Source organism: Haloarcula rubripromontorii (genome assembly GCF_001280425.1).
Lineage (GTDB): Archaea > Halobacteriota > Halobacteria > Halobacteriales > Haloarculaceae > Haloarcula > Haloarcula rubripromontorii.
Map to the genome: position 1 here is coordinate 392743 of NZ_LIUF01000003.1, position 20509 is coordinate 413251.

General features: G+C 65.6%; 17 protein-coding genes. 6 read left to right on the top strand and 11 right to left on the bottom strand.

Annotated elements, in window-relative coordinates:
• Positions 1-72 precede the first annotated feature (72 nt).
• Positions 73-468, top strand: a complete 396-nt coding sequence (locus tag AMS69_RS11655) for a DUF2237 family protein (RefSeq protein ID WP_053968238.1) — start codon at positions 73-75, stop codon at positions 466-468.
• Between the two features lie 69 nt (positions 469-537).
• Positions 538-3225: an AAA domain-containing protein gene (locus tag AMS69_RS11660; RefSeq protein ID WP_053968239.1), complete on the top strand. Its 2688-nt coding sequence runs from the start codon at positions 538-540 to the stop codon at positions 3223-3225.
• Here AMS69_RS11660 and AMS69_RS11665 read toward each other — a convergent pair whose 3' ends face one another.
• On the bottom strand, positions 3226-4941 hold the full coding sequence (locus AMS69_RS11665) for a PH domain-containing protein (RefSeq protein ID WP_053968240.1): 1716 nt from the start codon (positions 4939-4941) through the stop codon (positions 3226-3228).
• Positions 4938-5399 (bottom strand): PH domain-containing protein, encoded by a 462-nt coding sequence (locus tag AMS69_RS11670; RefSeq protein WP_053968241.1) that lies wholly within the window; start codon positions 5397-5399, stop codon positions 4938-4940. Before AMS69_RS11670 ends, AMS69_RS11665 begins: the two co-directional genes overlap by 4 nt.
• 149 nt (positions 5400-5548) lie before the next feature.
• Here AMS69_RS11670 and AMS69_RS11675 point away from each other — a divergent pair, with 149 nt between their 5' ends.
• The gene (locus AMS69_RS11675; protein ID WP_053968242.1) at positions 5549-5890 is read left to right on the top strand and encodes a hypothetical protein; all 342 of its coding nucleotides are present in this window, start codon (positions 5549-5551) and stop codon (positions 5888-5890) included.
• A 24-nt stretch (positions 5891-5914) separates the two neighbouring features.
• Here the strand turns inward: AMS69_RS11675 and AMS69_RS11680 are convergent, their stop codons facing one another.
• Together AMS69_RS11680 and AMS69_RS11685 are read right to left on the bottom strand one after the other, a co-directional pair.
• Positions 5915-6553, bottom strand: coding sequence for a beta-class carbonic anhydrase (locus tag AMS69_RS11680; protein ID WP_053968243.1), 639 nt, complete (start codon positions 6551-6553; stop codon positions 5915-5917).
• 92 nt (positions 6554-6645) lie between these two features.
• Positions 6646-9396, bottom strand: coding sequence for an ATP-dependent helicase (locus AMS69_RS11685; protein WP_053968244.1), 2751 nt, complete (start codon positions 9394-9396; stop codon positions 6646-6648).
• Positions 9397-9493: 97 nt separating this feature from the next.
• Here AMS69_RS11685 and AMS69_RS11690 point away from each other — a divergent pair, with 97 nt between their 5' ends.
• Together AMS69_RS11690 and AMS69_RS11695 are read left to right on the top strand one after the other, a co-directional pair.
• Positions 9494-10369: a dihydrodipicolinate synthase family protein gene (locus tag AMS69_RS11690; protein WP_053968245.1), complete on the top strand. Its 876-nt coding sequence runs from the start codon at positions 9494-9496 to the stop codon at positions 10367-10369.
• A gap of 68 nt (positions 10370-10437) precedes the next feature.
• Positions 10438-11250, top strand: coding sequence for an ArsR/SmtB family transcription factor (locus AMS69_RS11695; protein WP_053968246.1), 813 nt, complete (start codon positions 10438-10440; stop codon positions 11248-11250).
• Positions 11251-11262: 12 nt separating this feature from the next.
• Here the strand turns inward: AMS69_RS11695 and AMS69_RS11700 are convergent, their stop codons facing one another.
• The gene (locus tag AMS69_RS11700; RefSeq protein ID WP_053968247.1) at positions 11263-11877 is read right to left on the bottom strand and encodes a class I SAM-dependent methyltransferase; all 615 of its coding nucleotides are present in this window, start codon (positions 11875-11877) and stop codon (positions 11263-11265) included.
• Positions 11878-12160: 283 nt separating this feature from the next.
• On the opposite strand from AMS69_RS11700, the gene AMS69_RS11705 reads away from it, so the two are divergent.
• Positions 12161-12913: an MBL fold metallo-hydrolase gene (locus AMS69_RS11705; protein ID WP_053968248.1), complete on the top strand. Its 753-nt coding sequence runs from the start codon at positions 12161-12163 to the stop codon at positions 12911-12913.
• Here the strand turns inward: AMS69_RS11705 and AMS69_RS11710 are convergent.
• The 6 genes from AMS69_RS11710 to AMS69_RS11735 all read right to left on the bottom strand — a co-directional run bounded on the left by AMS69_RS11710 (position 12910) and on the right by AMS69_RS11735 (position 20470).
• Positions 12910-14067 (bottom strand): sensor histidine kinase, encoded by a 1158-nt coding sequence (locus tag AMS69_RS11710; RefSeq protein ID WP_053968249.1) that lies wholly within the window; start codon positions 14065-14067, stop codon positions 12910-12912. The two genes, AMS69_RS11705 and AMS69_RS11710, sit on opposite strands and share 4 nt — an antisense overlap.
• Positions 14068-14186: 119 nt before the next feature.
• Complete coding sequence (locus AMS69_RS11715; protein WP_053968250.1) at positions 14187-15254, bottom strand: mRNA surveillance protein pelota; 1068 nt, start codon at positions 15252-15254, stop codon at positions 14187-14189.
• Positions 15255-15314: 60 nt separating this feature from the next.
• A complete protein-coding gene (locus AMS69_RS11720) occupies positions 15315-16016 on the bottom strand; it encodes a DUF4013 domain-containing protein (RefSeq protein WP_053968360.1) in 702 nt (233 codons plus the stop codon).
• Between the two features lie 152 nt (positions 16017-16168).
• The gene (locus AMS69_RS11725; protein ID WP_053968361.1) at positions 16169-17200 is read right to left on the bottom strand and encodes an AIR synthase family protein; all 1032 of its coding nucleotides are present in this window, start codon (positions 17198-17200) and stop codon (positions 16169-16171) included.
• Between the two features lie 39 nt (positions 17201-17239).
• Complete coding sequence (rqcH, locus tag AMS69_RS11730; RefSeq protein ID WP_053968251.1) at positions 17240-19399, bottom strand: ribosome rescue protein RqcH; 2160 nt, start codon at positions 19397-19399, stop codon at positions 17240-17242.
• A 36-nt stretch (positions 19400-19435) separates the two neighbouring features.
• The gene (locus AMS69_RS11735; protein ID WP_053968252.1) at positions 19436-20470 is read right to left on the bottom strand and encodes an NAD(P)/FAD-dependent oxidoreductase; all 1035 of its coding nucleotides are present in this window, start codon (positions 20468-20470) and stop codon (positions 19436-19438) included.
• Positions 20471-20509 lie beyond the last annotated feature (39 nt).

Below are 20509 nucleotides of genomic sequence, written 5' to 3' on the forward strand. Positions count from 1 at the left end.
AAGCATCTGGCAACAGCCAGCCTGTCAGTTAGTAGCCGAACGGCTTTACTCCCCGGAACAGCCAGACGTGGTATGGAAAGCGAACGCAACGTCCTCGGCGGGGAACTGGCCCCTTGCTCGATGGATCCGAAGACGGGCTTCATGCGCGACGGATACTGCTACCCGCTCCAGCGTGACCCGGGCCGGCACGAGATCTGTGCCGTGATGACAGCGGAATTTCTGGAATACAGTAAAGCGCAGGGCAACGACCTCGTGACGCCACGGCCGGAGCTAAACTTCCCGGGACTCGACCCGGGCGACCACTGGTGCGTCTGCGTCCCGCGCTGGATAGAGGGTCACGAGGCCGGGCGCGCACCGCCGGTGAACCTCGACGCGACGAGCGAAGACGTACTCGAAGACGTGTCGCTGGAGACGCTGCAGGAGTACGCCGCCGACACGGAGTCCGAAGCCGATGCGACCAGCGAATGACCCGCACCGCGAACGACTTTTGAAGGACCGCCCCCTCGCTTGGGGCGTGCAACAGGGGAGGGCCAAAAGATGAGCGGAGACCGCGTTCGCGGCGTCGTCGTCGACATCGAGGAGGCAAAGACGGTAACCACCCAGTACGGCGAGAGCGACCTCTGTGAGGTGACGATACGCCCCGACCGCGGGGCCGGCGAGCCGACGACGGTGACGCTCTGGGGGAAGTGGACCGAGAACGCCGCCGTCATCGAGACGGGCATGGAAATCGCCGTCTACAATCCCGACGAGCGGGAGTATCAGGGCGAACAGCAGTACTCCGTCGGCGGCGACGCCACGCTCGTCGTCCAGCCGGACTTTCTCGTCGACGTGACCGACATCCGGGCATGGGTGCAGTGCCCGCGGATGTACTACCTCCGGAAACTCGACGGCGCGGAGCACGCCTATCCGCTGGTGAAGGGGACAGTCGTCCACGAGGTGTTCGGTGACCTGCTCCGCGGTCGGGACCTCGACACTGCTATCGAGGAGCAGGTGGACGCCGCCGGACTGGATATCGGATTGCTGGGCCGAGAGGCCGACGAGGTGGCCGGCGACGTTCGCGACCACGCGTCGGCTATTCAGGGGTGGCTCCAGCAGGGGACGCTAACTGAAACAGACCAGTGGCGCTCCGAGATGACCCTCATCTCCGAGCGGTTCGGCATGAAAGGGCGGGCCGACGCCGTCCGGCGGGGGATGCCGGTCGAACTCAAGACCGGCAAGAACACGAAGCGCGAGCCGCGCTTCCAGGACAAGATTCAGGCAACGGCCTACGCCCTGATGCTCGGCGAACGCGCGGCCGATGCGAGCAGCGCCGTCGAGGCGGCCCCAGACACCGGGACGCTCCTCTACACGAAAAACGCCGCCGTCGACCGCAACGAGGAGAGCGGCGACCTCTCGCCGGCCAAGGAGTTCTCTATCGGGAGCGGGCTGCTGAACTACGTCGTCCGGACGCGCAATGCGATTGCGGCGATGGAGTACGACTGTAGCGTGCCGACCGGCTACGAGGCCAACGCGAAATGCGAGTACTGCTTTGAGCAGGACACCTGCATGGCCGTCTCCGGCCGCCTCGATCAGGAATCCAAGGCGGGACAGGTCGGCCGGGCGGTGCCCGACGAGGAGCGTGAGTACTTCGAGCGGTTCTACGAGGCCATCGAGGCCGAGCGCCGCGCCGTCCACCGGGAGTACGCGAAGCTCTGGGAACAGACGCCCGAGGAGCGCGCCGACAACGACCGGGCGCTCATCGGCCTCGAACCGACCGGTCGGCGGGAACTCGACGGCGGGCGCTGGGAACTCCGCGCGACAGGGACGGGGGCCGTCTCGAAAATCCGCGAGGGGAACCTCGTGCTCGCGAGCGACGGCGACCCGGTGACCGGCGACGCTGAACTGGCCCGCGTGGAACGTCTCGGCGAAGAAATCGTCGTCACCGCCGACGAACCGCTGGAACTGCGGCGGCTGGACGTGTACCCCTCCGAACTGACGACCGACCGGCTCCAGAACGCGCTCCACGACGCCGTGCTCCTCCAGTCGCCCGAGCAGAAGGACGTGCTGTTCGGGCGGCGCGAGCCGGAGTTCGCCGCCGTCGATGAGACGTTCATCGACAACAACGACGCCCAGAACGAGGCCGTCCAGTTGGCCGTGGGCGCCGAGGACTTCGCGCTCGTCCACGGGCCGCCGGGCACGGGCAAGACCTACACGCTGGCCCGGATGGTCCGGGCGTTGGTCGAGCGGGGCGACCGCGTCCTCCTCTCGGCGTTTACGAACCGCGCGGTCGACAACCTCATCGAGGCGCTGGAAGACCAGGGATACACCGATATCGTCCGCGTCGGTACGGAGAGCGGTGTCCGCGAGGACATGCAGGAGTACCGGCTGGAGACCAGCGGCGACCCCAGTGCGTGTGCGAGTCGGCTCCAGAACGCCCAGGTCGTCGCAGCGACGACAGCCACCTGTGGCGGGAGTACACTTCAGACACAGGAGTTCGATGTCGCGGTCGTCGACGAAGCCGGGCAACTGACAGAACCGGGGACGCTGGCAGCGACGACGCTCGCCGACCGGTTCGTGTTGGTCGGCGACCACCAACAGTTGCCGCCCGTGGTCCAGTCCGAGGACGAGACGCTGTCGACCTCGCTGTTCGAGCGGCTCATCGACGCCCACCCCGAGGCCGGCGTCATGCTGGACCGCCAGTACCGGATGGCCCAGCACATCCAGGCGTTCGCCTCGCGGGAGTTCTACGACGGGCAGTTGCGGCCCGCGACCGGCGAGGTGGCGGCCCAGCGGCTCGATGACCTTGACGGCGTCTCGACGGCGAGCCTGCCGAAGCCGCTCCGGGACCGCGTGGCGTTTGTCGACCCCGACGGCAGCCAGCGTGGCAACACGAACCCGGACGAGGCCGACCGCATCGCCGAGATAGTGGCGTCATACCGGGAGGCCGGCGTGCGGGCCGACGACATCGGCGTCATCGCGCCGTACCGCGCGCAGGTCGCGGAGATTTCCAAGCGCCTGCCCGACGTGACCGTCGACACGGTCGACCGGTTCCAGGGGTCGAGCAAGGAGGTCATCGTCATTTCGTTTGTCGCCACCGGAACGCTCGACAGCCCCATCTTCGAGGACTACCGGCGCATCAACGTCGCGCTCACGCGGGCAAAGAAGGCGCTCGTCCTCGTCGGCGACGGCGATGCGCTGGCGACCGACGAGGTGTACGGTCGGATGGTCGAGTGGGCGCGCGGGTAGTCAGGCCTCGCTCGACCGCTCGGAGGCGTCGCCGCTCTGTCGCCTTTCTGAGCGCTCTCTCCCGGCCCGGCGGGCGGCGATGTCGGCCCGGAGCCGCTCGCGAAGCGCGTCTCTGAGTTGGCTTGCGGTGTCCTCGTCGATATCGTACACGCGGGCGATACCGCCGAGCAGGCTGGAGGAACTCGCCGTGTCGGCCCCGACCGTCGCCAGGTCGCGGCGGCGCTGGAACGGCGACCGGGTGACGAACACCGTCTGGAGCCGGTAGTACGGGACGATACGGGTCGTCCGCCGCCAGAACCCGCTCCGTGTCGCAAGCACGGACTCGCTCAGGTCGTACCCGCGGTGTCGCCAGCGGAGGTGGGCCGCCGGCACGACGGGGAGAAAGAGGAGGGCTGTGAGCCACCAATAGCCCGTCCCCAGCACTAGCGAATCGACGGCGTAGGCGACCGCGGTGAGGCCAGCTGCGGCCAGCGAGAAGCGCGCGAGATAGCGCCGTCGGGCACGTTTGGGCGACCGGTCGAAGTCAAGGTCGCCGAACGGTTCGATGTCACGGGCCAGTTCGTACACTTCCTCGCGTGGTGCAAGCGGGACGGCGACACCCTGGGTCGACTGCTGGTTCCCGCCGCTGTAGCCGGCCGTCTCGACGGCCAGCGTCGCGTAGCCGAACCGCCGCATCAGGACGTTTTCGCGGATGGTGACCGTCTGGACCTTCTCCAGTGGGATGTTGCCGCTGTAGCGGCGCAACAGACCCCGCTCGTACCGCAGGTCGCCGTCGGCCTGCGTGAGCTGGAAGCCGTAGTATTCGACGACGGTTAGCGCCACGCTGACGACAAGTGCGAGCAAGAGGAACTGGACGAGCGAAACCGCAGCGAAAATGCCAAGTCGCGTGGTTTCTGGTGAGCTGGCTAGCCAGCGGACGACAGGCCCATTCAGCGATGCTCCAACGAGGGTCGCATTGAACCGCAGCACGGCCCAGACAATGTCCATCCCCAGCGGGAGCGATGCGAGCGTCAGGACCGGCGCAGCCGGCCGAACGGAGACGAGCGCGTACGTCAGGAGTTCGCGCTGGTCGAACGCGAACAACAGCGACCCGTCCGGCTGGTCGCGGTCCTCCACCTCCGATGTCGAACCCGGCTCCGCGAACTCATTCGCGGTCTGGGCGTCGCCCGCGCGTGCCGGAGTGGGACCAGTCACACCGGGGAGGTCCGCGTGGGCCGACCGGACCGCTGTCGCAGTCTCAGACACCGCATCGGAGTGGGCTGCCGCAGTTTCGTCGTCGTCCCGGTCGTGGGTCCGAACGTAGTTCCGCAGGCGTCTGACTTCGGCCTCGTCGACTGCATCGAGGGTGGCCTCTGTCGCGCTGCCACCGGCCGTCTCGAAGCGGACAATAGCGAGGCCAAGCAGGCGATTGAGGATATTCTGCTCGACATCGAGATTCTGGACGCGGCCCAGCGGAATCTGCCGGGACTGTCTGGCGAAGACACCGGATTCGACGGTGAGCGTGTCCCCGTCAAGTTCGTAGCGAAAGCGGAGATAGCGCGCCAGTGCGTAGCCGCTGAATGCCAGCGCGCCGAACAGGCCAAGCAGCGGAACCGCGAACGCCGGGAGTCCGAGCATTCCGGTCCCGAGTGATCCTCCGAAGAAGCCGAAGAAGCCGCCCTGTAGCGCCGCTCGGGCGACGCGCAGGACCGCACTTCGCGGGTGGAGCCGGTTCATACCGCGTCGGTGGCCTCGCTCTCGTTTGCGAGGTCGCGTAGCTGCTCGCGCAGTTCGGTTGCCCGTTCCGGCCGCAGCCCGGGAATAGTGATGTCCGCGCCGCGGGTCCCGGCGGTGTAGACGACGACACTCGCTAGCCCGATAGCGCGTTCGACCGGACCGCGCGTGGTATCGACGTGCTGAACGCGGACATACGGGACTGACGTGTCGGTCCGAGTGACGACCCCACGAAGGAGAAACAGTGCGTCGTCTTGCAGGTCAAATCGCCAGATGCGGTGGGCAGCGACGGCGTGGACGACACCCAGAACCACGAGCACGACCCAGCCGCCGACGATGACCGTCTGTGGCAGTGAGACAGCAAACCGATCGACGAGATACGCGATGACGCCGAGCACCGACGCCTGAATAACTGTCGACAGAATCCACAGCAGTCTCACCCGCGGGTGAATCGACTCCATGCCCGGATTGAGGGGCCGGCCGCGGATTAACGGTTTGGCTCCGGGGCGAAATTGGAAGGGTTTCGACCCACACACGGGGCAAACAGCGGGCAGAATTGTCCGGAACTTCGAAAAATGTCCTTGTATGCCCCCGCCGCCGAACAAAGCGTATGCCACGACACCGACGGACGTTTCTGACGACGCTCGCCACTGCAAGTGTCACGCTCCCGCTCGCCGGCTGTGCCGGCGGCGACGAGCAATCCGGAGACGAGGAGACTGAGGCAATGAGCGACGAGGAGACTGATGCAATGGAGGGCGAAGGACTGACGGACTCGATGGAGGGCGAGGGAATGACTGAGTCGATGGGCGGCGGCGAAACGAACAGTTCGATGGAACAAGAGAGCGACACGGAATCGATGGAGGGGAGCCCAATGACCGAATCGATGACGGAGTCCGAAATCGGCGAGTCGATGGGTGACGACGAGATGACCGAAAACGGGACGGCGTCGTAAGTCACCCGGGATGGCCGTAGCGGACTACACGCGCTCGTTGACCTGTTCGGCGACCCGCTCGCCGGGCCGCCGGAGATGGCCGCTCTCGACCTCGTAGACGTACCCGGTCACGCTCACGTCGTCGGGAATCAGTTCGTGGTTTTCGAGGTACTCGACCTGTGCCGCACACGCCGCGTCGATGTCGTCGGTCATCCGGACCCACTCCGCGATGGACGCATCACCGATGGTTAGCTCCGGCAGCGCCGGGTCGAGATCGACGTCGTCGAGGTCGCCGTCGACCGCCGCCTCGAACCCCGCGACCACGTCCTCGTCGGACGCGCTCATCATCCCACAGTCGGTGTGGTTGACGACGATGATTTCGGTCGTATCGAAGTACTGTGTTGTCAGCGCGGCCGAGCGAATCACGTCGTCTGTTACTTTGCCGCCGGCGTTGCGGTATATCTGTGCGTCGCCCAGCGAGAGGCCGAGCGCCTCCTCGACGGGGATGCGCTCGTCCATGCAGGCGACGACGAGCAACTGCTTGTCGGTCGGAATCCCCTTCCGGCGACGCCGCGCCCAGTCGTCCCGCGCGTCGACGCCCTCGTCGACTGATTCGTGGACGTGACCGGCCTCCGGTTCTTCGTGCTCGTGTGCGCCGTCGCTCCCGTGTGTGTGGTGTGGCATTGCAGGACACGCCTTTGTGCCCCGTGGTCTTTACTGCTTGCTCGACGGCAGGCCAGCGGACAGAAGGCACCCAGTCGAACGGTGCCAGCCGCTCAGTCGTCAGTGGCGACGGCGCTGTCGTCGGCGTCCCCGTTCTCGATTTCGTTCAGGACTCGCTGGTGGAACTCCTGCAGGACGGCCGATTCGTCCTCGGCCAGCACCACGTCGCTGGCCATCAGCGTCGCCAGGCCGAAGGCCCGCGGCGACGGCGAGTCCACGCGGGTTCGGACCACCTCGACGTCGCCGTCCCGCATCGCACGCAGGACTGACTCGATGCCGTCGACGTTCAGTTTGTCCTCCAGAATCTCGCGGTAGGTCTCCTCGACGACGGCGAACTCGCCCAGGTCCTCCGCAAAGCCCAGCAGCATCTCCGAGGAGACCTGCTGTTCGCTGGCCGATTTCTCGTAGCCCTTGTAGCGTTTGAGTATCATCAGCGACCGCGTGGCGTTGATGCGGAAGTACCGCTGGAGGAGGTCCGTCCCGTCGAGGCTGGCCCGCAGGTCCTCGCGGGCCGTCTCCGGGTCCAGGTCGCGGACGATACGCGAGATGTCGACCTTTCGGTTCAGCGGCATCGAGAGGGTGAAGCCGTTGTCGGCGACGGCGACCTGGACGTTCGCGCTTGCTTCTCGAGCGATGTGGTACGCCAGGAGCCGCGAGAAGCCGTCGTTGAACCGCCGGCCGTAGTTCGAGTGGACGTGGTAGTGGCGCTCGTACTCGTCGTGGTCCAGCGCCTCCTCGATGACCAGTCGGTCCGACGTGGCGACGCTCTCGGCCCCCGCGTAGGCCACCTGCTCGCGGAACATCCGTGCGATGGCGCGCACGCTGTTCTCGTCGACGGGGAAGGTCCGGAGCCAGTTCCGAACTTCGGACATGCCGCCGTCGGCCAGCCGGTCCAGCAGTTGCCCCTGGAAGTCGAGTATCTCACGGCCGAGGTCATACGAGAGGGGGAGCCGCTCCGAGAACCACGACGGGACCGTCGGCCGCGCTGCCGTGCGGTCGACGTACACCTTCGACCCGCGGCGGTAGCGGTACTCGAAGTTGTCCCCGCCCAGCACGAACACGTCGCCTTTCTCCAGCGTGTCCAGGTACGACTCGTCCAGTTGGCCGACCCAGCTGTCGTCGCTCCGGGTCACCACGTCACAGGTAAACGAGTCCGGAATCGTCCCGATGTTGGTCATGTAGATGACCCGCGCGAGCCGGCCGCGCTTGCCGATGAGGCGCTCGCCCACGTCGTAGCCCTCGTAGTGGTGCTGGCCGTCGGGCGCGTCGTTCGTGTCCCGCCAGATTTTCGCGTAGACGTTCTTGTCCTCCATCCCGGGGTAGTCGGCGGTCATGTACCGCATCAGTTGCTCCCAGTCCTCGTCGTCGTAGTTCCGGTACGGGTAGGCCCGACGGAGGACGCTCTTGAACATCTCCTCGGGGCGAACGTCGTTGATCGCCATGCCGTAGACGTGCTGGGTAGCCACGTCCTGGGCGTTCTCCGGGATGAACACGCGGTCGACGAACCCCCGCTCGGCCTTTTCGAGCATCACCGCACACTCGACCAGTTCGTCGCGGTCCAAGGCGATGACCCGGCCTTCGACAGTCTCGCCGAGTTGGTGGCCGGCGCGACCGATTCGCTGGAGCAACGCGGCGACGGATTTCGGTGATCCGACCTGCACGACGAGGTCGATGTGTGGCATGTCGATGCCCAGTTCCAGGCTCGTCGAAGTCGTCACCACGTCCAGGGTCCCGGCTTTCAGCGACTCCTCGATGTCGCGGCGCTTCTCCTTCGAGAGCGAGCCGTGGTGACAGCCAGAGTTGGACTCGTCGTAGTCGTCGAACGTCTCCCGGAGGTTGTGCAGGACCCGCTCGGCCCCGGAGCGCGTGTTCGTGAACACGAGCGTGTTCGTATGCGACTGGATGTGCTTGTGGAGTTGCCTGTAGAACCGCTCGGTGACGATGTCTCGGGGCGTGTTGATGAGGTCGTCGGCCGGACAGGACAGCTCCATGTCGAAGTCGCGGGCGAAGCGCGTGTCGACGATTTCGTAGTCGCGTGGGTCTCCCCCGGGTTCCTCACAGCCGACCAGGAACTCCGCGACGGTGTCCAGCGGCTCGACGGTGGCCGAACAGCCGATTCGCGTCGGCGGTTCCTCGACCATCTCCTCTAACCGCTCAAGAGACACCGAGAGGTGAGTCCCGCGCTTGTTCTCCGCGAGGCTGTGTATCTCGTCGACGATGACGTACTCGATAGTTTCGAGTTTCTCCTTGAACTTCGGGGAGTTCAGGAGGATGGCAAGCGTCTCCGGCGTCGTGTTGAGGATGTGGGGCGTGGTTTCGAGCATCGCCTGGCGCTCGCTGTCGCTGGTGTCGCCGTGGCGGATGGCGTGCCGGATTTCGACGTCCTCGCCCCGCTCGTCGAGCTTGGCCGTGATGCCATCGAGTGGCTGTTCGAGGTTCCGGTGGATGTCGTTTGCCAGCGACTTCAGCGGCGAGACGTACAGGCAGTAGACGGAGTTCTCCAGGTCGTCCTCGCGGGCCTTCCCGAACAGTTCGTTGATGATGCCGGTAAAGGAGGCCAGCGTCTTGCCGCTGCCCGTCGGGGCACAGATGAGGGCGTTCTCGCCCTCGTGGATGAGCGGGATGGCCTCCTTCTGTGGCGGCGTGAAGAAGCCGCCGTTGCCCGGGACGAACTCTCCGAACTGCTCGACCCACCACTCCTGAACGACGGGCGCGAGGCGGTCAAGCACCTCCGCGTCGTCAATGTCGACCGCGTCCGGGTCGAAGTCCGGGTCCGTCGCCGCGAGACGCTCGCGTCCTCCCATTGTCGGTTCTTACCGAGTAGTAGGACCGCCGCGGCAAGTGGGTTCCGCCATATCGACGGGGAAAACGCCTAAGCGACCCCCGCGTCTGGCCTGGGGCATGGCCGAATCCTTCGACGTACTGACGCCGCTGGTGACACCATTCGACGCCGATGGCGAGCTTGATGTCGCGGGCCTGGAGTCGCTGGTCCGGCACGTCTCGGCGGCCGGCGTCGACGGCATCGTCCCCTGCGGGACGACCGGCGAGTTCGAGACGCTCTCGCCCGAGGAGTACCGGACCGTCGTCCGAACTGCAACGGAGACCGCGCCCGAGGACTGCCGCGTCATCGTCGGGACGGCCGCAACCGACGTTCCGACGGTCCACGACCGGATGGCCTTCGCCGCCGAACAGGGCGCTGACAGCACGTTGGTCGTGCCGTCGTACTACGGCGGCCAGGCCAGCGAGGCGGGCAACGAGGCGTTCTTCGACGCGGCGCTCGCCGACGCGCCGCTGCCGGTCTATCTCTACAACATCCCCGGGGCCGTCGGGCAGAAACTGTCCGTCGAGACGGTCGCCGCGCTCGCCGAGTCGGACGCCGTCGCAGGGCTCAAAGACTCCTCGGGGGACCTGCCCTACGTCACGTCGGTCCTCGACCGGACGCCTGAGGATTTCACGGTCTACCAGGGCCACGACGGCCTGTTCGTCCCGTCGCTCGTGCTGGGCGGCGACGGCGGGGTCAGCGCGCTCTCGCACCTGCTGTTCGACGATCTGGAGCGGGCGGGCACTGCCGTCGCCAGCGGTGATGTTGCACAGGCCAGAGCGGTCCAGCGGGATGTCCTCTCACCACTCTCGGAGGCGTGTGCCGAGTTCGGCTTCGCGCCCACGGTGAAAGCGCTGCTCGCCGACCGCGGCGTCATCGACCACGCGACGGTGCGGCCGCCCCGGACCTCGCTCTCGCCGGACGCGGTCGCGTCGGTGACAGAGCGGCTGGAGTGACTCCAGACTCAAACAAGTCTGTGAGGTTCCACGAGATTCATTACGCTGGGCGGCAGTGAACGGAATATATGTCGTTGCTGCCCTCCCGCGGTCCCGACACGAGCACCTCACAGGACGGGGAGCTGCAGGTCGTTGGGGTCGACGAAGACGTTTCGGCGGTCCTCGATGCCCTTTCTTCCGAGACGGCCAGAGAGATACTCAACACGGTCTACGAGGAGCCGGGAACGCCCTCCGAACTGGCAGACCGGCTCGATATGTCGATACAGAAGGTGTCCTATCATCTGGAGAAACTGGAAGACGAGGAACTCATCGCCGTCGCTGGGGTCCAGTACTCCGAGAAAGGTCAGGAGATGAAGGTGTACGAGCCTCCGGAGGACCCGCTGGTGTTGTTCGTCGGCACGCAGGAGCGCAAGCAGTCCCTCCGGTCGCTCGTCCGCCGTGTCCTCCCTGTTATCGGTATCCTCACCGCGGCCAGTGTTATGCTGCAACTCCTGCTCGGACAGTTCCCGATTCAGTTCGGGAGTGCGGGGGCTGGCGGCGGAGACGCGGGAGCCGGCGATGAGGCTTCCCAGGGCGGTGGGGACGCTGAGAGTCTTGACGCGGCGAACCAGACAGAGCCCATATCGACCCCGACAGCGTCGGATGACGGTGGCTTCCAGATAGCTGAGGCGACAGAGACACCAGAAGCCACGCCGGCCCCGGCACGGACCCCGGCTCCGGAGGCCGACACCCCGGTGATGACCGAGGCGGCGCGGCGACTGACAACCGACGCCGCGGCCAGCGGCGGCTTTCACATCGAGCCCGGCGTAGCCTTCTTCCTCGGCGGGCTGCTGGTCCTGACGCTGTACGTCTCGTTCTGGGCGTACAGGAACTACCGCTAGGTGACGGCGGCTTCAGTCTGAACCAAGTCGGTCGGCGACCAGCACGCCAGCCTGCTCGGTGACCATCTCGACGGCCGTCAGCGCGTAGCCAGCATCTGTGAAGGCGTCGGCGAGGACGCCAACCGTCGCCGGGTCGTCGACCTCGGGACTGTAGAACGGTGCGTCGGGGTCGTCGTCGCCAAACAGCATCACGTCCCCGAGCACGATTCGCCGCGGCCCCAGATCGGCGATGGTGTCGATAGCCTCGCGTTTTTCGTCGTCGCCGAGGTGGTGCATCGCGAAGTTCGACGTGACAATGTCCACCGAACGGTCGACGGTGGGGGCGCGGAAGCGGCCGTCGGCGAAGGAAGCGTTCTCGACGCCGCGCTCGTCGGCTTTCTCCCGTGCTTTTTCCAGCATCCCGTCGCTGATATCGCGGCCGAGAATCGCCTCTGCGTCGGGCGCGAGCGCGAACGCGATGGCTCCGGTGCCAGTGCCGAGGTCGAGCACCACGTCGTCGGCTTCGGGGGCTGCGTGCTCGACAACGAAGTCGACGCAGGCGCGATACGCCGCTGAATCCTGGTTCTCGTCGTAGGCATCGGCGTGTTCGGAGAACCGTTCGGCGTGTTCGTCGAGTGATTTCTTCATACTCGCGTCTCGGCGTACTCGCACAAGTGTCTCCCGCTCCGTTTCGCGGGTTTGCCGCAAGCGCGGTTCGGTTAAAATGGTTTTTGAGCCACGGGTGAACTTTTGCTATCCCCGTCCGAAGCATGAACTGCGCCGTCGACGGGTGACCTTCCCACACGGCCGCCCTGACCCCGTCCCCGCCGACGGCCACCGCCCTCACTCCGCTGACGCTCCCTGGTGGTTCCCCTGCCGACGTGTGCCCCCAGACACCAACCCTTTGTCCGTTCGCTCGCTGTCGTCCGGTATGCGTCTCACGTTTCTCGGCACCGGCAGCGCCATGCCGACCGGCTCTCGAATGCAGTCCGGCTACCTGCTTGAACGCGGCGGCCACCGACTGCTCGTCGACTGTGGGAGCGGCGTGTTGCACTCACTGGCCCGAACAGACGCGGGGTACGAAGGCGTCGACACCGTCCTGCTGACACATCACCATCTGGACCACGTTTCCGACCTCGACGTGCTGATGAAGGCCCGGTGGCTGGCCGGTGAGACGGACCTCACTGTCGCAGGGCCGCCGGGGACGAGTGACCTGATTCGTGACCTGCTCGACACACACGACTATATGCAGGACCGTCTGGACCTGACGCTCATGGATCTCGACAGCGGGCCGTTTGAACTGGCGGGGTTCAGCGGCGACGCCTGCGAGACGCGCCACTCGATGCAGTGTTTCGCTTACCGACTCTCCGTCGATGCCGGGCCAGCAATAACGCTCGGCGCTGACTCCGAGGCGTTCACCGATCTCATCGAGTTTGCTGACGGGTCAGCTGTGCTCGTCCACGACTGCTCGTTCCCGGACGAGGTGGACGTGTCGAACCACCCGACGCCGACGACGCTCGGACGGACGCTCCGCGATGCCGACGCCGAGGTCGGGCGCGTGTATCTCACGCACCTGTATCCACACACCGAAGGGCGACACGAGGAGATGCTCGACGCGATAGCCGACAGCTACGACGGCGACGTGCAGTTCGCCGAGGACGGCCTGACGATAACGGTCAGCTAGACGCGTTCGAGCGTGACACGGAACTCGGCCCCGCCAGCGTCGCTTTCGGCCACGCTGACACTGCCGCCGTAGGATTCAGTCAACGCCCGAACGAAGCCGAGGCCGAAGCCGGTCCCCGGACTCTCCTGTCCTTTCACGCCCATCTCGAAGATATCCTCACGCAGGTCCGGCGAGACTCCGCCCCCGTCATCGCCGAAACAGACGGTGACCTCGTCGGGGCTGACGTCGGCCGGTGCGACTCGCACATGAATCGCACCGTCGTTGTGGACCGCCGCGTTGGACATGATGTTCGTGAACACCGAGTCGAGCAGGTCACCGCCGTACACCTGATAGTCGAACTCGGCCGCATCGAAGTCGATAGTCAGCGACTCGTAGTTGGCCTCGATGTCACGGACCGTCTCTCCGAGGACCGTGCCGAGATCGCGTGGCTCCGGATTGTCTTGTGCTTCAAGCGTCGAGACGAGGTCGCCAACGCGCTGGATGAGGTCGGCGGCGCTCTCGGCCGCGCGCTGGATCTTGCCGGCATACTCTTTCGTCTGGCCGTCGACCTGTCCAGCGACCACATCTGCGAAGCCGGCGATGACCTGCAGGTCGTTCCCGAGGTCGTGCCGGAGCAGTCGGTCGTACATCTCGATCATCTCTTTTCGCCGTTCTAAATCACGGTGTGCCCGTTCTAACCGTTCGCGGGAGCGGATATTGGAGATGGCCGTCGCGGCGTGGGTGGCAAGAATCTCCATCGGTCTGATGTACTCGTCGCCGAACTCCTCGACAGTTTGTGACCGAGTGACCAACACTGCAGTCACCTCATCGCCCATCCGGGCCGGGACAGCCAGCGCACCCGTCACATCTGAGTCGGCTGTGACAGCGGCATCAGTGCCCTGTTCGACAAGCGTCTCGCCGGCCTCCTGTGCCCGTCGAGCCAGATCGCTCGGTGGCTCGCCCTGGACGAGATTCGGGTTCGTACTGTGGACGACACGGAGGTCGTCGTCGCGAACCTCAACGAATGTAGAGTAGGAGAACTCGAACAGCAGCGACATCGCTTCAAGCGTGAGTGAGACGACTTCGTCGACGGACTCGCACCGATTGAGCGCCTGACCGTATTTGTTCAGGTCGGCGACCTGTCTGGCGAAGTCCTGTTGTTCATCGAACGACATATTACCCACACCTCGAAGACATTGGAATTATATATCAATAGAGAGCGGGGCAAAAAACGGTTTCGGGGGATTCACCGGCGGAATGAAACATGGCAGACACGTATCGTGGGTACGTGGCCTCAATCGAGCCGGTAGCGCAGCAGTGCCGCGACACCGCCGAGGTTTGAAAGCTGCTGACCCGGCGCGAACTCTGCGGAGAATACGGTCACATCCCCACCTTTCTGCTCGGTCGTCTCGATTATGTCGTCGACATCGATGTCCCAGTCGCCCTCGCCGGCCCGCTCAAGTCGGAGTCGTTCATCGAGTACGAGCAGCGTCTCGATAGCGCCGTAGTCGGCCGCCTTGGCGACTTCCGCCGGGCCGTAGGCCACCTCCGAACCCGATCCGATCCGCTCCATCAGTTCGTCGATGTAGTCCGCCTCCTCGGCGATACGGGTCTGCTGTTGGACATCCTCGACGGCACCGCGTTTGAGTACTTCGTGGACACCGCGGTCACCGACGGCAGACGTGTCTACGACGGTAATCTGTTCGGCGATATCGGGAATCTCGTCCTGAAAGTGGTCCAGCGCGTCCTGTTTGGTGAAGCCGGGACCCGCGAGGATGTAGGCGTCCACGTCCTGGCGTTTCAGCACGTCGGCCAGTTCGTCGAACAGTTCCTTCCGCGGGCGGGCGTACTCGCCCTTCCCGGTCGTCGAGGTGATGGTCGCCCGCTCCTCGGTGCCGTACTGGGCGACGGTGTGGACGTGGGCCTCACCCTCCTCGACGGTCGCAATCGCCACGTCGGGGTTCTCCGTCGCCTCGACCGCCTCCTCTAAGCGGTCGGCCTGGTCGGGCTTGAGATGCTTCTCGACGGTGAGTTCGGTGTGTTCCTCGACGTTGAGCGTGTGGTGAAAGCCCAGCTGGTCCTCCCGGGAGCAGTCGACGATTTCGCCGCCGACCCGGAGGCGGTTGGCGAACTTCGCGAACTCCACGTCGGTGACTTCGATCTGAATCCACATCGGCTCGCGCTCGCCGCCCTTGTCCCGGAGATTGTCGTCGTTGCGCTGGATGCGCCGCGTCGTGTCGCCGGAGACGAGGTCCCCCGGCTCGATGACGTACGAGAGATGCCAGAGGTCGTCCAGCGTCTCGGGGACCACCTCGATGCGTTCTGCCCCTTCCGCGGTGGTCTCCTGACTCTGTATTTGCATACTGAAGCGTCCGCTTCAGGGACACAAGTGTTCTGCCATTCGACGCGCCGACGGTCCGGGTCAGGCCGCGGGCTGTGCGTCAGGCGTTTCATCGCCAGCGTCGACGGCGGGCATATCTCGCACAGCGGTCCCGACTGCGTAGGTCCCCGCCACGTTCGCGTAGAACGTCACGAAGGGAGCCAGCACTGCGCCGATAACGACGGCGTTCAGCGCGCCGATGATGACACCGGCGAGCAGGCTGATACCGAACGCGACCAGCCAGCCGGTGGCGTAAGTCCGACTGAACGCGAGCCGCCGGATTTCATCCGGTGCGAACGCCGCCGCAATAGTATCCGTCCGGACGTACGCAACGATTGCGGCCGGGAGTACGTACGCGATAGCGAGCGAAAGCACAGTCATCGCGAGCGTTGCGACGAGGACGATGATGGCGACGGCCAGTCCGCTTCCGGCCCCGTTGCCGCCCAGGCCCAGCGTCGCGCCGCTTGTGAACACTGCCACGAGAGCGATAGCCGTCGGGACGAGCGAGTAGGCGAATCCAATGACGAACACCTTCAGGCCGTCCATACCGAGGTCGCTCCAGTCGTCAAACACCGGTGGCTCGGTTTCGCCGTTCAGCACCGCCCGGAGCGTCCGCGTGATGTAGCCGAGGACGAAGAACACCGGTACGACGAGGAAACTCAGGAGCAGTAGCACGCCCCCAATGGCGATGGTTTTCACTGCGCTGTCGCTGTCCCGCGGATACGAGAGTGCTTCTTGGAACATGATGGTACTCCGTGACATCAGCCTGGCCGGCGTGGTCGCTGCCACGTCAGTCTCGACGAGGTGTCACATCGAATTATAATACAACTTACAGCTATATATACCAGTACGTGTGCCGTGCTATCACTTGTGGACGCTGCGGTAGAGTCAGTGGGTCACTGGCTGTCGGGGTCCCCGTCCGCGGCCGCCTGCAACCGCGCGAACGCCTCCCACGAGGGGTCAGCCCCGGGATGTGACTGCCGAGCGCCGTCGACGTACAGCCCCGTCCCCTCGCTCACCTCGCCGACGACGGCGGCCGGTGTCCCGCGGTCCCGGAGCGCATTGACAACGTCGTCGGCGTCCGCAGGGTCGACGGCGGCCAGAAGCGTCCCACAACTGCTGACGTGCCAGGGGTCGACGTCGATGGCGTCACAGAGCGCCTCGACGCCGTCGGCCAGCGGTACCGCGTCGCTGTCCACGTCGAACTGGGCGTTCGCGCCGTCGGCCATCTCGACAAACGCGCCGACGATGCCGCCCTCAGTGGCGTCGTGCATCGCCGTCACGTCGCCGGCGTTCGCCGCGGCCATCGCGTCCTCGACGAGGGCAGTGTCGGCCAGTCGTTCCTGTGCGACGGCGGCCTGCTCTGGCGAGAGGCCGATCTGTCCTGGGAAGAGGCGGGCGAACAGGCCCGTGACCTCCGCGGCGGGGCCGGTCCCGACGACCAGTTTGTCGCCGGGGCGCGCGCCGTCCGGCCGGACGACATCGTCGTGGGACCCGACGCCGAGCACCGTCGCGCCGCCGACCCAGGAGTAGTCGACCCCCGCATAGCGGGCGGTGTGACCGGTGACGACACTTACGCCGACCTCCTCGGCCCGCCCGGCGAAGCCGTGCCACATCGCCGCCAGTTCGTCGTCGGTCATCTCGGGCGGAAGCGTGAACGTCACCGAGAGGTGCGACGGCGGGATTCCGGAGACGGCCACGTCGGCAAGCACCACGTCCAGCGCGAACCGGCCGGCCCGCTCGAATCCCAATTCGGGAAGGACCGACAGCGGGTCGGTCGCCGTGACGAGCGCCTCGCCGCCCATGTCGATGACGCCGAAGTCGATGCCGTGTGTCGGCCCGAGAACGACATCATCGCGGTCCGCACCCAGTTCCGGGTAGATGACGCTATCGAACACCTCGCGGTCGATTTTCCCGAGGTCACTCATGCCGACCACCACCGGCCCCGGCGCGCTGGCCCGGCATCGTCACTCCTCGGTCATCCGACTGCCGCCGGGCGGCAGGAACTCCTGTATCTGATCCGGGCTAGCCACCTTACGGACGAACGTTTCGTCTGCGAATCGGTCCTTGAACTCCCGATAGAGGCGCTTGGCGATGTCGTTCTGGGCGTACTGACCCGGCTCGACGGTGATACTCGTCGCGGCCTGCCCCTCGATGGCCGCCGGTGGGCCGCCGATGACCCGTGTCTCGTCGTCGCAGGTGATGCCGACAGCGATACCGGCCGGCGTTGACTCGAAGTAGGTCCGGTCGCCGCGGATAGCGAAGCCGCCCTTCTCCAGATACTCGCCGCTCTCGGGCGTCTTCGACACTTGGTCGGGGTCGACCATGTACACGTCGCCGGCGAACTTCCCGTCTTTCCAGACCGAGGAATAGGAGACGGCGAACTGCGCGGCCTGGTCCAGCGAGGATTGCGGGAAGTCCACCTCCTTGGACGGCTCACTGGGGCCGGTGGCTTTGAGCACCGTGACCGGGCCGCCGTGAGCCTGTGCGTGGAAGAACTTGTCACCGCCCTCCAGATATTTCTGGACGAGTTCCTCGTTGTCGTCGGCGTCGCGGCCACCGATGACGAGGAAGCCGTCCGAGGTGTGGAACCAGCGGAACTGCTCGTACCAGCGTTCGGTCGACCGGGTGGGGATGGACTGCATCGAGAGCCAGTCAGTCGGTTCGTCCTCGCTCTCGTCTTCTTCAAGGTCGTCCTCGCCGTCGTCGGCCTCCCACTCGTCGCGTCGCTCTTTGACCGCTTCGAGGTCCTCGCGGGTGTTCTCGATGGCGGTGAGCGCGCCCTCTTTCTTTTCCTCGATGCGTTTTGCTTCCTTGTACAGTTCGTCGGCGTTCTTCTCGACGCCAGTGAAGGCGTCCACCGTGACACGCGTCCCGTCGATATCGAGCGTCACCGTCCCCTCGCTGCCGTCCAGCGAGACGACCGCCTCGGCGGCCGGGATGCCGCGCTCCGCGCCCTCGTCGAACTTCGCTTCGATGTCGTCCCAGGACACGTCGTCCTCACGCGCGGTCCGGACCGTCGAGAGCACGTCGTCGACGAGGTCGTAGTTGGCGTACAGCAGTTCGGCCTTCTCCCGCTCGGCTTCGGCGTCGGCCTCGAAGTCCTCGATGGCCTGTTCCTGCTGCTGGATAATGCGCTTCTGTTTCTCGATTTCGGCCTCAAAGTCGGGGCGCTGTGTTTCGCCGCCCTCGACTTCCCCCTCACGCTGGAAATTGAAGAAGTAGTCGTCCAGCGCGGGGTTGAACTCCGTGAAGGATTCGCTGTACAGTTCCTCGTACTCCGCCAGCGGAATCGGCGTCACGTCGACGCGTCGGCGGTCCGGTTCGTCGTCAGGGTCCGAACTGCTCGCACCATCGCCGTCACCGTCGTCGAGCGTCTCGTAGTACACCCGGGGGTCGACATCGCCCTCACGCAGGCGCGTCCCCATCTCGTCAACGAGTTCGTACAGCCGCTCGAAATCGGACTCATCGAGGTCGTCGACGGCGACGTTGTAGTCGATGCCGGCGCGGGTACACAGCTCCTCGCCGTAGAGACCGCCGAAGTTCAGTTGCGTGGCCAGCGTCCGGACGAGGTCGGCATCGGATTCCTTGATTCGGGCGACGAAGCCGTCGTAATCGACGGTCATCGGATTGAACCGCGCCGACGGGAACTCGTAGGGCGTCCCCGGCGCGACAGTGCGGGACTTGAGCCGCACCGTCTCCAGACAGTCGATGACCTCGCCGTGTTCGTCCAGCACGGCAACGTTCCCGTCACCGAACAGTTCCGCGACGATGGTGGTCGAGGCGTCCTCGCGGTCGAACTCCAGTTCGATGATGCGGTCGAACTCGAACTGCTCGACGCGGACGAGGTCAGCGCCCGACAGCCGGTTCCGGAGCATCATTGCGAAGTCCGGCGGCCGACCCGGCGCGTCGGGGACGTGGCTCTGGTCGGCAACGTGGGCGCGCTTGACATCACCGACCTCGATGAGGAACTCGACGCGCCCGCGGTCGAAGTCCCGGAGCTTCAGTCTGACGAGGTCGTCCTCGGGGTAGAGGTACGCCTTGTCGAGCTTCGCGCCCTCGTAGCCGGCGAGTTCACCCTCCAGGGCGGCGAGATCGACGCTCGTCAGTTCCCGCTTGTGGTCCATGTCGGTGGCTGTCGGCGGGCACCCAAAGGCGTTCCGTTACCCGCCGTCGGCGATTGCCTCGCCCGTCTCCAGTCCGTTCCGCAGGGCCGCGTGGAGTCGCCCCTCACCGACCGCCCAGTCGCCGGCGAAATGCAGGTCGTGGTCGGCCGCACAGGAAAGCAGGTCGTGGTCGACGTCGCCCTCGGGCTGAGAGTAGCGCCAGTGCTGGTGGTCGGTCCAGTCCGGGTCGGCCAGCCGGTCGTCGTCCAGCAGTCGAGCCGTCCTCGCGGCGATATCGTCGACGAGCGTGTCGGGGTGTTCGTCGTAGTTCGCAATCGACCACGGCTCGTTCATCTGGACCAACAGCAGGGACTCGCCGTCGGGGACGTGGCCGTCCTTGCACTCTTCGCGGCCGATCCAGCCGATGTCGTGGTCCTTGTCGCTGTTGACCGCGGCGTACCACGGCACGTCCAGTTCGAATGGGTAGTGCAACACCCCGGCGATGACCGTTCTGTAAGGGACCGACGCGATTTCCTGCCGAAGCTCCCGGCAGTCGTCGTGGTCCCACCGCGACTGCCCCAGCAGGTCAGCCGTCTGTGGGGCGGGCGGTGTCAGCAGCGCGGCGTCGTAATGCCCCAGGTCCGTTCCGTCGTCGTCCTCTAGTTGCCAGCCGTCGTGTTGTCGCTCCAGACGCTCGACCCGAACGCCGTTCTCTATCTCGGCGTCGGTCTCGTTGAACAGCCGCTTCGCGAGCTGTGTAATGCCTGCCTCGTACGTCCACTTGTGTTCGTCAGCGTCCCGGCCGGCATCGATGTCGCCAGTCCTGTCGAACGCGTACACCGGTTCCTCGATATCAACGAGCCCCTCAGTCGGGAGGACCTCCGTGACCAGTTCCGTCACCCGGTCGTCATCGGCCTTGAGATAGTTCGCCCCGTACTCGTACGTGCAGTCGCCGCGTCGCCGGGTCGCAGCGCGCCCGCAGACGCCGCGGCTCTTCTCGAACACTGTTACGTCGACGTCCGCATCGTGGAGCGCGTACGTTGCCGCCGCGCCGGCACCACCGGCACCAACGACTGCGAGGTTACGAGCCATACTGACCAGTCGGACGGTACGAGTAAAAATCCACCACAC

Excerpts from the sequence above, each read along its gene's own strand:
- AMS69_RS11655 (WP_053968238.1), top strand. The coding sequence starts at position 73 with ATGGAAAGCGAACGCAACGTCCTCGGCGGGGAACTGGCCCCTTGCTCG.
- AMS69_RS11660 (WP_053968239.1), top strand. The coding sequence starts at position 538 with ATGAGCGGAGACCGCGTTCGCGGCGTCGTCGTCGACATCGAGGAGGCA.
- AMS69_RS11665 (WP_053968240.1), bottom strand. The coding sequence starts at position 4,941 with ATGAACCGGCTCCACCCGCGAAGTGCGGTCCTGCGCGTCGCCCGAGCG.
- AMS69_RS11670 (WP_053968241.1), bottom strand. The coding sequence starts at position 5,399 with ATGGAGTCGATTCACCCGCGGGTGAGACTGCTGTGGATTCTGTCGACA.
- AMS69_RS11675 (WP_053968242.1), top strand. The coding sequence starts at position 5,549 with ATGCCACGACACCGACGGACGTTTCTGACGACGCTCGCCACTGCAAGT.
- AMS69_RS11680 (WP_053968243.1), bottom strand. The coding sequence starts at position 6,553 with ATGCCACACCACACACACGGGAGCGACGGCGCACACGAGCACGAAGAA.
- AMS69_RS11685 (WP_053968244.1), bottom strand. The coding sequence starts at position 9,396 with ATGGGAGGACGCGAGCGTCTCGCGGCGACGGACCCGGACTTCGACCCG.
- AMS69_RS11690 (WP_053968245.1), top strand. The coding sequence starts at position 9,494 with ATGGCCGAATCCTTCGACGTACTGACGCCGCTGGTGACACCATTCGAC.
- AMS69_RS11695 (WP_053968246.1), top strand. The coding sequence starts at position 10,438 with ATGTCGTTGCTGCCCTCCCGCGGTCCCGACACGAGCACCTCACAGGAC.
- AMS69_RS11700 (WP_053968247.1), bottom strand. The coding sequence starts at position 11,877 with ATGAAGAAATCACTCGACGAACACGCCGAACGGTTCTCCGAACACGCC.
- AMS69_RS11705 (WP_053968248.1), top strand. The coding sequence starts at position 12,161 with ATGCGTCTCACGTTTCTCGGCACCGGCAGCGCCATGCCGACCGGCTCT.
- AMS69_RS11710 (WP_053968249.1), bottom strand. The coding sequence starts at position 14,067 with ATGTCGTTCGATGAACAACAGGACTTCGCCAGACAGGTCGCCGACCTG.
- AMS69_RS11715 (WP_053968250.1), bottom strand. The coding sequence starts at position 15,254 with ATGCAAATACAGAGTCAGGAGACCACCGCGGAAGGGGCAGAACGCATC.
- AMS69_RS11720 (WP_053968360.1), bottom strand. The coding sequence starts at position 16,016 with ATGTTCCAAGAAGCACTCTCGTATCCGCGGGACAGCGACAGCGCAGTG.
- AMS69_RS11725 (WP_053968361.1), bottom strand. The coding sequence starts at position 17,200 with ATGAGTGACCTCGGGAAAATCGACCGCGAGGTGTTCGATAGCGTCATC.
- rqcH (WP_053968251.1), bottom strand. The coding sequence starts at position 19,399 with ATGGACCACAAGCGGGAACTGACGAGCGTCGATCTCGCCGCCCTGGAG.
- AMS69_RS11735 (WP_053968252.1), bottom strand. The coding sequence starts at position 20,470 with ATGGCTCGTAACCTCGCAGTCGTTGGTGCCGGTGGTGCCGGCGCGGCG.